Origin of the sequence: Allobosea sp., from assembly GCF_030695125.1 — a bacterium.
Classification (GTDB): Bacteria; Pseudomonadota; Alphaproteobacteria; order Rhizobiales; family Beijerinckiaceae; genus Allobosea.
On record NZ_JAUYTP010000016.1, the window covers coordinates 374,485 to 387,187 of the forward strand.

Annotated in this window: 12 protein-coding genes; 4 read left to right on the forward strand and 8 right to left on the reverse strand. The window is 67.6% G+C overall.

The features are described 5' to 3' along the window. Nucleotides 1–83: 83 nt before the first annotated feature. Nucleotides 84–614: a hydrolase gene (locus Q8S38_RS05065; RefSeq protein ID WP_305679327.1), complete on the forward strand. Its 531-nt coding sequence runs from the start codon at nt 84–86 to the stop codon at nt 612–614. A gap of 157 nt (nt 615–771) precedes the next feature. Here Q8S38_RS05065 and Q8S38_RS05070 read toward each other — a convergent pair whose 3' ends face one another. The 5 genes from Q8S38_RS05070 to Q8S38_RS05090 all read right to left on the reverse strand — a co-directional run bounded on the left by Q8S38_RS05070 (nt 772) and on the right by Q8S38_RS05090 (nt 5,657). Next, entirely contained in the window at nt 772–1,761 is a 990-nt protein-coding gene (locus Q8S38_RS05070) for a branched-chain amino acid ABC transporter permease (protein ID WP_305679328.1), read from the reverse strand. 34 nt (nt 1,762–1,795) lie between these two features. Then, the gene (locus tag Q8S38_RS05075) at nt 1,796–2,683 is read right to left on the reverse strand and encodes a branched-chain amino acid ABC transporter permease (protein WP_305679329.1); all 888 of its coding nucleotides are present in this window, start codon (nt 2,681–2,683) and stop codon (nt 1,796–1,798) included. Nucleotides 2,684–2,863: 180 nt separating this feature from the next. Next, on the reverse strand, nt 2,864–4,069 hold the full coding sequence (locus Q8S38_RS05080) for an ABC transporter substrate-binding protein (RefSeq protein ID WP_371125832.1): 1,206 nt from the start codon (nt 4,067–4,069) through the stop codon (nt 2,864–2,866). Between the two features lie 90 nt (nt 4,070–4,159). Continuing rightward, nucleotides 4,160–4,903, reverse strand: coding sequence for an ABC transporter ATP-binding protein (locus Q8S38_RS05085; protein ID WP_305679330.1), 744 nt, complete (start codon nt 4,901–4,903; stop codon nt 4,160–4,162). Next, nucleotides 4,893–5,657 (reverse strand): ABC transporter ATP-binding protein, encoded by a 765-nt coding sequence (locus Q8S38_RS05090; RefSeq protein WP_305679331.1) that lies wholly within the window; start codon nt 5,655–5,657, stop codon nt 4,893–4,895. Before Q8S38_RS05090 ends, Q8S38_RS05085 begins: the two co-directional genes overlap by 11 nt. Before the next feature lie 454 nt (nt 5,658–6,111). Between Q8S38_RS05090 and Q8S38_RS05095 the strand changes: the two genes are divergently transcribed. The 3 genes from Q8S38_RS05095 (at nt 6,112) to Q8S38_RS05105 (ending at nt 9,500) form a co-directional block, all read left to right on the forward strand. Further along, on the forward strand, nt 6,112–7,767 hold the full coding sequence (locus Q8S38_RS05095) for a caspase family protein (protein ID WP_305679332.1): 1,656 nt from the start codon (nt 6,112–6,114) through the stop codon (nt 7,765–7,767). Nucleotides 7,768–7,971: 204 nt separating this feature from the next. Next, a complete protein-coding gene (locus Q8S38_RS05100) occupies nt 7,972–8,676 on the forward strand; it encodes a CoA transferase subunit A (protein ID WP_305679333.1) in 705 nt (234 codons plus the stop codon). Nucleotides 8,677–8,846: 170 nt separating this feature from the next. Beyond that, nucleotides 8,847–9,500 carry a 3-oxoacid CoA-transferase subunit B gene (locus Q8S38_RS05105; RefSeq protein WP_305679334.1) on the forward strand — a complete coding sequence of 218 codons (654 nt, stop codon included), beginning with the start codon at nt 8,847–8,849 and terminating at the stop codon, nt 9,498–9,500. A gap of 160 nt (nt 9,501–9,660) precedes the next feature. On the opposite strand, the gene bluB is transcribed toward Q8S38_RS05105, so the two are convergent. The 3 genes from bluB to cobM all read right to left on the reverse strand — a co-directional run bounded on the left by bluB (nt 9,661) and on the right by cobM (nt 12,632). Next, nucleotides 9,661–10,278, reverse strand: a complete 618-nt coding sequence (gene bluB, locus Q8S38_RS05110) for a 5,6-dimethylbenzimidazole synthase (protein ID WP_305679335.1) — start codon at nt 10,276–10,278, stop codon at nt 9,661–9,663. A 151-nt stretch (nt 10,279–10,429) separates the two neighbouring features. Then, nucleotides 10,430–11,749 (reverse strand): cobyrinate a,c-diamide synthase, encoded by a 1,320-nt coding sequence (locus tag Q8S38_RS05115; protein WP_305679336.1) that lies wholly within the window; start codon nt 11,747–11,749, stop codon nt 10,430–10,432. Nucleotides 11,750–11,867: 118 nt separating this feature from the next. Beyond that, on the reverse strand, nt 11,868–12,632 hold the full coding sequence (gene cobM, locus Q8S38_RS05120; protein WP_305679337.1) for a precorrin-4 C(11)-methyltransferase: 765 nt from the start codon (nt 12,630–12,632) through the stop codon (nt 11,868–11,870). Nucleotides 12,633–12,703 lie beyond the last annotated feature (71 nt).

Consider the following 12,703-nt stretch of genomic DNA (forward strand, 5'->3'; position numbering starts at 1 on the left):
CCGGCCGGGGCTTTCGGTGCGACCGGCGACCTTCTAGAAGACGAGGGTGGCATGAGCCCGGCCCCTGAAACGGAACCCCTGCCATGCCTCTCCTCAACATCGGCGACTCCACCCTGGTGGTGATCGATTTCCAGGCCCGGCTGATGCCGGCGATCCATGACGGCGCGCGCCTCGTCGCCAATGCGCAGCGGCTGGTGGCGGCGGCCGGCCTGCTGGGCGTGCCGATCGTGATGACCGAGCAGAATCCGGCGGGGCTGGGCGGCACGGTCCCGGAGCTGGCGGGCGCCGGCCCCGTCATCGCCAAGATGAGCTTTGACGCCTGTGCCGAGGGCGCCTTCCTGGAGGCGCTGGCGGGCGATGGCCAGCTCGTGCTGTGCGGCTGCGAGGCGCATGTCTGCCTCGGCCAGACGACACTGTCCCTGCTCGCCCATCGCCGCCGGGTCGCGATCGTCCAGGACGCCAGCGGCTCGCGCCAGCCGGAGTCGAAGGACGCCGCGTTGCGCCGGCTCGAGCGCCGCGGCGCCGAGATCGTCACCACAGAGATGGTGATCTTCGAATGGCTGAAGAGCGCCGAGCATCCCCGCTTTCGCGAGGTGCTCAAGCTGGTGAAGTAGGGTGGGGGCTTCTTACCCGGCCCCCCGCCGTCATCCTGGGCGAGCGGCGAAGCCGCGAAGGCCGGGATCCATCATAGGGTTCGGCGGCGGCTTATGATGGATCCCGGTCGAGCTTCGCTCGCCCAGGATGACGGCGTCTGCCGCGGGAGCCAAAACCCTAAAGCGGCTTCCGGATCCATTTCGAGATCACGCCCACGAGGCCCTCGCGGAAGGTCATCACGCAGATCACGAAGATCACGCCCTGCACCACCGTGACCCAGGCGCCCAGCGACGCGAGGTAGTTCTGCATGGAGACGATGACGATCGCACCCGCGATCGGCCCGAACACCGTGCCAAGCCCCCCAACCAGCGTCATCAGCACGACCTCGCCCGACATTGACCAGTGCACGTCGGTCAGCGACGCCAGCTGGAAGACGATCGCTTTTGTCGAGCCGGCGAGCCCCGCCAGCATCGCCGACAGCACGAAGACGGCGAGCTTGTACTGGTTGGCCCGGTAGCCCAGCGAGATCGCGCGCGGCTCGTTGTCCCGGATCGCCTTGCAGACCTGCCCGAAGGGCGAATGGATGATGCGGTAGATCGCCAGCAGCCCGGCCATGAAGATCGCCGCCACCAGCCAGTACAGCGTGCGGTCGTCGGCGAGGTTGATCAGCCCGAACAGATGACCGCGCGGCACCGCCTGGATGCCGTCCTCGCCGCCGGTGAAGCGCGGCGTCTGCAGCGAGAAGAAATAGACCATCTGCGCCAGCGCCAGCGTGATCATGGCGAAATAGATGCCCTGCCGGCGGATCGCGAGCGCACCGAAGACCAGGCCGAGCCCGCCCGAGACAGCCGTGCCGAGCAGGATCGCCAGCTCCGGCGTCAGGCCCCAGTTCTTGGCGGTGTAGGCGCAGACATAGCTCGCCATGCCGAAATAGGCGGCGTGGCCGAAGGAGAGCAGGCCGCCATAGCCAAGCAGCAGGTTGAAGGCGAGCGCAAACAGCGCGAAGCACAGGACCTTCATGACGAAGACCGGATAGGCCACGAAGGGCGCAATCACGAGCGCGACCGCGATTGCGATCATGATCGCCCGGTGGAGGCGCAGCGTAGCCTGGTCGGCCTCTCCCGGCAGGAGCGCAGCGGGGGCGTCGGTGGCGGCGATATCGGCCATGGTCAAATCCTCGTCTTGTCGCGGCGAGCGGCCATCACGCGGCCCGCCCGAACAGGCCGGCCGGGCGCACCAGCAGCACCAGCACCATGATGATGAAGATCACCGTCGCGGACGCCTCCGGGTAGAACACCTTGGTCAGGCCCTCGACCAGCCCCAGCGAGAAGCCGGTGACGATGGCGCCCAGGATCGAGCCCATGCCGCCGATCACCACGACCGCGAAGACCACGATGATCAGGTCGGCGCCCATATTGGGATTGACCGAGTAGATCGGCGCGGCCAGCACGCCGGCAAACCCCGCCAGCGCGACGCCGAAGCCATAGGTCAGCGTCACCATCAGCGGCACGTTGATCCCGAAGGCCTGGGTCAGGGTCGGGTTCTCGGTCGCGGCGCGCAGATAGGCGCCGAGCTTGGTCTTCTCGATCAGGAACCAGGTCGCGAGGCAGACGATCAGCGAGGCGACGACGACCCAGCCGCGATACCAGGGCAGGAACATGAAGCCGAGATTGACGCCCCCGCGCAGCTCGGCGGGGATCTGGTAGGGCAGGCCCGACGAGCCATAGGCGTTGCGGAACAGCCCCTGGATGATCAGCGCCAGGCCGAAGGTCAAAAGCAGCCCGTAGAGATGGTCGACATGGGCGATGCGTTTGAGCAGCAGCCGCTCGATCGCGACACCGGTTGCCCCCACGATCAGCGGTGCCAGCAAAAGCGCCGCCCAGTAGTTGATCCCGAGATAGGTCAGGCACATCCAGGCGACGAAGGCGCCCATCATGTACTGCGCGCCATGGGTGAAGTTGATGATGTTGAGCAGCCCGAAGATCACCGCCAGCCCGAGGCTGAGGATGGCGTAGAACGAGCCGTTGATCAGGCCGAGAAGGACCTGGCCGAACAGCGCCTGGGGCGGGACACCGAGAAGTTCGAACATGCGGGGCTCAGATCATCTTTGCGGGCATTGGCAAGGTGGAGGCCATCATCCCGGACCGAGCGGTCCGGGATGATCGTCGTCGGCGTCATGGTCGGGCTTGACCCGACCACCTCGGAAACCAGAGCGCTCTGGTCGAAGAGATTCTCGGGTCAAGCCCGAGAATGACGCTGTCTCAAACGCTCACTTCTTGACGAGCGGGCACTCGCTCTCGGCGAGCGGGCGGAAGGCCTGCTCGGCCGGCAGCACCGAGACCTGCTTGTAGTAGTCCCACGGCCCCTTCGACTCGCCCGGCTTCTTGACCTCGAAGAGATACATGTCGTGCATCTTGCGGCCGTCGGCGCGCACCGAGCCCTTGCCGAAGAGCGGGTCGTCGGTCGGCATTTCCTTCATCTTGGCCATCACCGCCGCGGAGTCCTTCGACTTCGCCGCCTCGACCGCCTTCAGATAGTGCAGCATGCCGGAATAGACGCCGGCCTGGACCATGGTCGGCTTCTTGCCGCCATTGGCCTTGGCGAAGCGATCGGACCAGGTGCGGGTACCGTCATTGGTGTCCCAGTAGAAGGACTCCGTCAGCACCAGCCCCTGCGCCGTGGCGAGGCCGAGCGAATGTACGTCGGTGAGGAAGACCAGCAGCCCTGCGAGCTTCTGGCCGCCGGCGACGATGCCGAACTCGCCGGCCTGCTTGATCGAGTTGATGGTGTCGCCGCCGGCATTCGCCAGCCCGATCACCTTGGCCTTGGAGGCCTGGGCCTGCAGCAGGAAGGAGGAGAAGTCCGTGCCCGGGAAGGGGGTGCGCACCGCGCCGACCACCTTGCCGCCGTTCTTGGTGACGATCGCGGCGGTGTCGCGCTCCAGCGCATGGCCGAAGGCGTAGTCGGCGGTCATGAAGAACCAGGAATCGCCGCCGGCCTTCACCATGGCGCCGCCGGTGCCCTGGGCCAGCGCATAGGTGTCATAGGTCCAGTGGACCGTGTTGGGCGAGCAGGCCTTGCCGCTGAGATCGGAGGAGGCCGCGCCGGAGTTGATGTGGATCTTGTTCTTCTCGCGGGTGATCTGGTTGACCGCCAGCGCCACCGAGGAGGTCGGCACGTCGAGGATCAGGTCAACGCCATCCTGGTCGTACCAGGTGCGGGCGATGGTCGAGCCGACGTCCGGCTTGTTCTGGTGGTCGGCCGAGACGATCTCGACCTTGATGCCCTTTTCGGCGGCCTTGAAATCCTCGACCGCCATGCGGGCGGCGATCACCGAGCCTTCGCCCGAGAGGTCGGCATAGAGGCCGGATCGGTCGTTGAGGACGCCGGCCTTGATGCTGATCTGCTGGGCGAGTGCGGGCGCCGCCATCAGGGCGGCGAAGGCGGTCGTGGTCAGAAATGTCTTGAGCTTCATGATCTGTTTCTCCCTGAGATTGGCGTCGTTTTCGACGTGATGTCCGATATGGATCGGATTGGGGGCCTTCGAATCCGCCAGGCGGCGGGTTCAGACCCCGAGATAGCCGTGCAGCTTGTCGATATTGGCGTCGAGCTGGTCGTTCTCGATCATGTCGATCACCTTGCCCTGCTCGACGACATAGTGACGGTCGGCCACCGTCGCCGCGAAGCGGAAGTTCTGCTCGACCAGGATGATCGTGTAGCCCTGCTGCTTGAGCTTGCGGATGGTGGCGCCGATCTGGTCGATGATGACCGGGGCGAGCCCCTCGGTCGGCTCGTCGAGCAGCAGGAAATGCGCGCCGGTGCGCAGGATGCGCCCGATCGCCAGCATCTGCTGCTCGCCGCCGGAGAGCTTGGTGCCCTGGCTCTTCAGGCGCTCCTTGATGTTGGGGAAGAGCGTGAAGATCTCGTCGAGCGAGAGGCCGCCGGGCCGCACGCGCGGCGGCAGCATCAGGTTCTCCTCGACGCTGAGCGAGGCGTAGATGCCGCGCTCCTCGGGCACATAGCCGATGCCGAGCCGGGCGATCGCCCGCGAGGGCAGCCCGATCGTCTCGGCGCCCTCCAGCACGACCGAGCCCTTGCGCTTGCCGATGACGCCCATGATCGACTTCAGAGTCGTCGTCTTGCCGGCGCCGTTGCGGCCGAGCAGCGTCACCACCTCGCCCTGGGCGACGTCGAAATCGATGCCGTGCAGCACATGCGATTCGCCGTACCAGGCCTCGAGCCCCCGCACCTTCAGCATGGGGGCGGCAGCGGCGGTGTGTGAGGCGGCAGGTGCGGTCTCAGTGAGCATGGCCCACTCCCGAACCGATATAGGCTTCGATCACGCGCGGATCCTTCGAGACATGGGCGTAGTCGCCCTCGGCCAGAACCTGCCCGCGCGCCAGCACGGTGATGCGGTCCGACAGCGAGGCGACGACGGAGAGGTTGTGCTCGACCATCAGGATGGTGCGGTTCTGCGAGACCTTGCGGATCAATTGCTCGATACGCTCGACATCCTCGCGGCCCATGCCGGCCATCGGCTCGTCGAGCAGCATCATCTCGGGGTCGAGCGCCAGCGTGGTCGCGATCTCGAGCGCGCGCTTGCGGCCATAGGAGAGCTCGACGGCGGGAAGTTCGGCGAAGGCGGCGAGCCCGACCGCCTCGACCAGCCGGAGCGCCTCCTCGTCGAGGGGCTTCAGCACCTCTTCCGAGCGCCAGAAATCGAAGGAATCGCCGCGTTTGCGCTGCAGCGCGATCCGCACATTGGTCTTGACGCTCAGCTGCGGAAACACCGCCGAGATCTGGAAGGAGCGCACCAGCCCGAGACGCGCGATCTCGGCGGGCTTCTCGCGGGTGATGTCGCGGCCATTATAGACGATCGAACCGCGGGTCGGCGCAAGAAACTTCGTCAGCAGGTTGAAACAGGTCGTCTTGCCGGCGCCGTTGGGGCCGATCAACGCATGAATCGTCCCGCGCTTGACCTGCAGATCCACGCCGTTCACGGCCGAGAATCCGCCGAACTCCTTGGTTAGACCGGAGGTCGATAAAATAATATCCTCAGCCATGCGCGACGCTTGCGATCATCTCTTGGTCTTTCTTTGTTATGACCGTTCTCCCTTACCGGCATGCTGCACCGCGCTCGCAGCCCGAGTCAACGCCGCAGCGGGCGCAAACGGCCTTGTGAAGACAGGCTCATCCCTTCGTCTTAGAGGGGGCGAGACGCCTTTCCCGCCGCTCCGGTGCGCGCGCCCGACGGTTGAATGAGCCGTCGCGAGAGGCGATGCAGCGCGAATGCAGGATTTTGTTGCGCTTCGGCGTGAACCGATGTCGCGCGAGGCGCGACCAACAGGGCGGATAAGGCAGGAAACGGGCTTTGCGCGGAGGGCGGTTTGGAGTAATGTTTCAGACTGTTTCCTGGCGATCTTGCGGCCGTCTCGTGGCGGCGTCCTCCGGTTCCGCGCTTCCGCCGGCGCGCAATCGGGCTCATCAGTCGATGGCGGACCGATCAGGGAGGGTGCCTTGAGCTTCGCTTTTGGTTTCGACGGTCGCGCCCGCTTCGCCAACCTGCGCAGGCTCGCGCGCGCTGTCGCGGCGGGCCTTCTGGGTTTCGCTGCAGTGTCGCTGGCCCTGCCCGCGCAGGCCTCGCCCGATCGCCGCGTCGCCCTCGTCATTGGCAACAGCGCCTATACGGCCGTGCCCCGCCTCGCCAATCCGCAGCGCGACGCCAGCGCGATCTCGGCCGCGCTCAAGCGCCTCGGCTTCGAGGTCGTCGAGGGCTACGACCTCAAGATGGACGAGATGACCGGCATCGTCCGGGAATTTGCCCAGAAGCTCGACGGTTCCAAGGCCGGCGTCGTCTATTATGCCGGCCATGGCATCGCGGTCGGTGACGACAACTACCTCATCCCGGTCGACGCCTCGCTGAAGACCGAGGCCGATCTCGATTTCCGCGCCGTCAACGTCCAGCTCATCCTGCGCCAGATGCAGCGCGACGAGCGCGTCAACATCCTCATCCTCGACGCCTGCCGCGACAACCCCTTCACGACGCAGCTCGCGGCGCGGTCGCGCTCGGTCGCGCGCGGCCTGACGGCGATCGAGACGCAGTCGGCCTCAGGCATCCTGATCGCCTTCGCGACCGATCCGCGCGCCACCGCACTCGACGGCGAGAAGGATGGCAACAGCCCCTTCACCTCGGCGCTGCTGAAGCACATCGAGACGCCCGAGGTGTCGATCACCACCGTGATGGACCGGGTCCGGGCCGATGTCTGGGAATCGACCGGCAAGAAGCAGAAGCCCTGGACCAACTCGTCGATCATCGGCGAGTTCAAGATGAACCCGACGCTGAAGCTCGCTGCGGTCGATCCCTCGGTGACGATCAAGGCGATCGACAATGCCGTGCCGATGCCGGCGGTCGCCGCCCCGATGGGGCTCGACCGGGCCCAGATGGACATCCGCATGTGGGAGACTGCCGAGCGCGGCAACACGGCGGGCGACTACAAGGCCTATCTCGAGGCCTTCCCGACCGGCCAGTTCGCGGCCTTCGCCAAGAACCGCCTGGCCCGGCTCGAGGCGGTCCCCGTCGCGGCCCTGCCGGCGGCGGCGGGCGCTGCGGCCGTGTCGTCTGCGGCGCTGGCCGCTTTGCCGACATCGCGCGAAACCGGCCAGGCGGTCGCCGACGAGGCGATGAAGGGCGAGCTCGGCAGCGCCGAAACGGAAGCTGCGCTCAAGCTAACCGCCAAGGACCGTCGCGAGCTGCAGCGCCGCCTGAACCTCGCTGGCTTCAAGCCCGGCAAGGCCAGCCCGACCTTCGGGCCAAGCCAGCGCGCGGCCATCAAGGAGTGGCAGACGACCCGCGCGCTCACCGCCACCGGTTTCCTCGCCCCGATGCAGCTCAAGGCGCTGCGGGCCCAGACCGAGCCGGCCTATCAGCGCGCGCTGGCCGAGGATGCCAGGCCCGCGCCGGCCCCGCGCGCCACACGCGCGGTCGCCCGCGAGCCCGCCGAGCCGCAGGTCCGGAACCGCGGCGGCGTCGCCTATGAGCGCGATCCGGTGATCCGCCGCGACCTCGAGCGCGAGCGCGCCGGCCAGGGCAACAGCGCGGCGGGCGCGGCCATCTTCGGCACCATCGTCGGCGGCGCCATCGGCGGCGCGCTCGGCGGCGGCTTCCGCCGCTGACGTCTCGCCGGCGTTCGGCGAAACGACACCTTCCGGACGTCCCCGCAAGCCGCGGCGCCACCCGCGTCGCGTCTTGCGGCGATGATGGTCCCTTCGTCGCATGACGCCGTCTCCGCCCCGCGGGGAGTTGCCACCGTGCCGCCCGCTCGGCTAGTTCTGAGGCGAGCTCTCCGGCGACATCCATTCTCGGCAAAAGGCGATGCGATGAAGAAGGTTTTTCCTGACGCCACGGCGGCGCTGGCCGGCGTCATCAAGGACGGCATGACCCTGATGGCCGGCGGCTTCGGCCTCTGCGGCATTCCCGATGTCCTGATCGAGGCCGTGCGCGAGAGTGGCGCGAAGGATCTGACCTTCGTCTCCAACAATGCCGGCGTCGACGGCGCCGGCCTCGGCATCCTCCTGGAGACCCGCCAGATCCGGAAGATGATCTCGTCTTATGTCGGCGAGAACAAGCTCTTCGCCGAGCTCTATCTCTCCGGCCAGCTCGAGCTCGAATTCACCCCGCAGGGCACGCTGGCCGAGCGCATCCGCGCCGGCGGCGCCGGCATCCCGGCCTTCTTCACCAAGACCGGCGTCGGCACGCTGGTGGCCGAGGGCAAGGAGGAGCGTGAGTTCGACGGCGAGCGCTACATCATGGAGCGCGGCATCTTCGCCGACATCTCGCTGGTCCATGCCTGGAAGGGCGACACCGAAGGCAACCTTGTCTACCGGAAGACGGCGCGCAACTTCAATCCGATGATGGCATCGGCCTCGCGCATGACCATCGCTCAGGTCGAGCATCTGGTAGAGGCGGGCGAGATCGACCCCGACCACATGCACACGCCCGGCATCTTCGTGAAGCGGATCGTCCACACGCCCCAGAGCGTCAAGCGCATCGAGCAGCGCACCGTCCGCAAGCGCGCGGCCTGAGTCAGAGCAGTTTTCGCGAGCCCTCATCCTGAGGAGCGCCAGGCAGTGGCGCGTCTCGAAGGATGCTCCAGACCGATCCGGAGCCTCCTGGAGCATCCTTCGAGACGCCGCAATGCGGCTCCTCAGGATGAGGGCTCAAGAGTAAGATTGAACGCCGAGGAGTCTTCGACATGGCATGGACCCGCGAACAGATCGCCCAGCGCGCTGCCAAGGAGCTGAAGGACGGTTTCTACGTCAATCTCGGCATCGGAATTCCGACGCTGGTCTCCAACTACATCCCCGACGGCATGTCGGTGCAGCTCCAGTCCGAGAACGGCATGCTCGGCATGGGCCCGTTTCCCTATGAGGGCGACGAGGACCCGGACCTGATCAACGCCGGCAAGCAGACCATCACCGAACTGAAGACGACGAGCTTCTTCTCCTCGGCCGATTCCTTCGGGATGATCCGCGGCGGCCATATCGACCTCTCGATCCTCGGCGCCATGCAGGTCGCGGAGAATGGCGACCTCGCCAACTGGATGATCCCCGGCAAGATGGTGAAGGGCATGGGCGGCGCCATGGACCTCGTCGCCGGCGTCAAGAAGGTCGTCGTGGTGATGGAGCATGTCGCCAAGAACAAGGACGGCTCCGAATCGCCGAAGCTGCTGGCGGCCTGCGATCTGCCGCTGACCGGTGCCGGCGTCGTCGACATGGTCATCACCGATCTCGGCGTCTTCTCGATCGACGAGAACGGCGGCGGCATGACGCTGATCGAGCTCGCCGAGGGCGTGACGCTCGACGAGATCACGGCGAAGACGGGCGCGGCGTTCAAGGTCGCGGTCTAGTCGTCAGATAGCGGCGCGTTTTGCAGAAAACGCGCCGTCGTCCCGGGCTTGACCCGGGACCCATTCCGGAACCTCACCGAGCAGCGCTCCGGAATGGATCCCGGATCTCCGCTTCGCTGCGTCCGGGATGACGGGCGCTTTTACTGAAACGAAGCAAGCGCTACCGCCCGCGCTCCCAGCCCGCCTTGACCAGCTCCGGCACGTCGCTCTGTGCCTCAGGCCAGCCGACGCAGAGCCAGGCGATCAGCTTCCAGTCCGGCGGCGCGCCCAGCGCCTCCCGCACCACATCCGGCTCCAGGATCGAGACCCATCCGACCCCGATGCCCTTAACCCGCGCCGCCAGCCAGAACTGCGTGATCGCGGCGACGACCGAATAATCCAGCATCTCCGGCATCGTTTGGCGGCCAAGGCCGTGCCCCTGCGCCGTGCCATGGTTGCAGAACACCGCGATCTGCTCGGGCGCCTCGCGCATCCCCTCTAACTTTAGCGTCGCATAAAGCCGCGCCCGCTCACCTTCGTAATCGGCCAGCGCATCGGCATTGCAGCGCTGGAAGCTGGCTCGGGCCGCTTCGCGCTGGCCCTCGTCGCTAACACGAACCCAGCGCCAGGGCTGCGAATGGCCGACCGAGGGCGACAGCTCCGCCTGCGCCAGCAGCCGCTCGACCAGCCCGTCCGGGAGCGCATCGTGCCGGAATCGCCGGACATCGCGCCGCCAGGCCAGGAGCTCGGCGAACTGCGCGGCAAAGGCCTCGTCGAAGCGGGGAGGGGAGTTGGACATCCCCCTCAGCCCTCATCCTGAGGAGCGCTGCGCAGCAGCGCGTCTCGAAGGATGCTCCAGCTTGCGCGGGAGCCTCCTGGAACATCCTTCGAGACGCCGCTGCGCGGCTCCTCAGGATGAGGGCTGCGGAGGCGTGGAGGTGACATCACGCTCACCCCGCCACCGCGATCGCATGGAAGAAGGAGCCCGTGACATGGCCGCGCCGGCTGCCGGCGGGGGCCGGGGCCGAGCCATGCGGGTCGGTCACCATCGCCAGCGGCGGGTCCTCGCCCTGCGTGACGATCGTCGCATAGTGGAACTCGTGGCCAGTCAGCCTGGTGCCGGCCGCGCCGAGCGGCGCATCGGCTTCGAGGATGGCCCGGCGATAGCCCAGGTTCATCTTCCGCTTGGCGAAGGAGGTCTCGACCGAGAGCAGCCCGGCCATGGCATGGGAGACCCCGTCCGCATCGATCAGGGTGCGCCCCAGCACCATGTAGCCGCCGCACTCGCCATGCACCGGCCGTGTCTCGGCAAAGGCGCGCAGGCCGGCAAGAAAGCGGCCGGCGCCAGCGAGCCGACCCGCGTGAAGCTCCGGATAGCCGCCCGGCAGCCAGCAGGCATCGCAATCCTCCGGCGGCGGCTCGTCCGCCAGCGGCGAGAACGGCACCAGCACGGCGCCCGCCGCCCGCCAGCCCGCCTCGACATGCGGATAGACGAAGCTGAAGGCGGCATCACGCGCGATCGCGATGCGCCGGCCCGGCGCCGGCAGGCGCGGGATCGCCATCGGAGACGCCGGCAAGCGAGTGGCTTGGGCCACCGCACTCACCGCGTCGAGATCGACCGCCGCCATCACCGCATCGGCCAGAGCCTCGAGCCGCGCCTCGAGATCGGCGGTCTCGCCGGCCTGCACCAGCCCGAGATGGCGCTCGGGCAGGATCAGGCTGGCCTCGCGCGGCAGCGCGCCGAGCACGGGCAGGCCGATCTTGTCCATCCCCTGCGCCACCAGCCGGCGATGACGCTCGCTGGCGACCTTGTTGAGGATCACGCCGGCGATGGTGATGCGCGGGTCGTAATGCATGCAGCCGAGCGCAATCGCCGCGGCCGATTGCGCCTGACCGGAGACGTCGATGACCAGCACGATCGGCCAGCCCAGCAGCGCGGCGATGTCGGCGCTCGCGCCGGTATGCCCCTGCGGCCCCGGCACGGCGTCGAACAGCCCCATCGAGCCCTCGGCGATGACGAGGTCGGCGCCATCAGCCGCATCGCCGGCGATCGCGCGCAGCAGCGCGTCGGGCATGGCGAAGGAATCGAGATTGGCGCTGGGAGCGCCCGTCGCGGCGGCATGGAAGGCGGGGTCGATGTAATCAGGCCCGCATTTCAATCCGCGCACCACGAGCCCGCGCCGCGTCAGCGCCCGCTGCAGGCCGAGCGTGATCGTGGTCTTGCCCGAGCCGGAGCGCGGCGCGGCGATGATGAGGCCGGGCGCGGTCATGGACGGGCTCCTCCGTCATTGCGAGGAGCGAAAGCGACGAAGCAATCCAGGAAGGCGTCGAGCGAGCCGGTCTGGATTGCTTCGCTGCGCTCGCAATGACGGGGTTGGGCGGTCATTCTCATACCCCGCCCCCAGGCCGGAAGCGGCGGTCGTAGCCGGTGGAGTAGAGCGCGCTCTCGCCGAAATCCTCGGCCGCCAGCGCCGGGCCGACCAGGATCAGCGCAGTGCGCTCCAGCCCGGACTCGCGCACCTGCGTCGCGATCGTGGACAGTGTTCCGCGCAGCACGCGCTCGTCCGGCCAGGAGGCGCGGAAGACGATCGCGACCGGACAGGCCTCGCCGTAGAAGGGCGACAGCTCCGCCACCACCTGCTCGATGACATGGATCGAGAGATGGATCGCCAGCGTTGCGCCGGACGCGGCGAAGGTGGCGAGCCGCTCCCGCTCCGGCATGGCGGAAGCCCGGCCCGAGGTCCGCGTCAGCACCAGCGACTGCGCCAGCCCCGGCAGGGTCAGCTCGCGCTTGAGCGTCGCGGCGGCGGCCGCGAAGGCCGGCACGCCCGGCGTCACGCTGTAGGGGATGGCGAGCGCATCCAGCCGGCGCATCTGCTCGCCGGTCGCGCTCCAGATCGAGAGATCGCCGGAATGCAGCCGCGCCACATCCTGCCCGGCTTCATGCGCTGCCTGCATCTCGGCGATGATGGCGTCGAGATCGAGCGGCGCCGTGTCGACGATGCGCGCGCCCGGCGGGCACCAGTCGAGCATCGCCTTGGGGATCAGCGAGCCCGCATAGAGGCAGACCGGGCAGGCCGCGATCAGGTCGCGCCCGCGCAGCGTGATGAGGTCGGGCGCGCCGGGCCCGGCGCCGATGAAATGGATGGTCATGAAGGAGTCCGCACGGTGTGCCGCAACATTGTCTTTCCGGGGCAGGCCGCAGGCCTGAACCCGGAACCCAT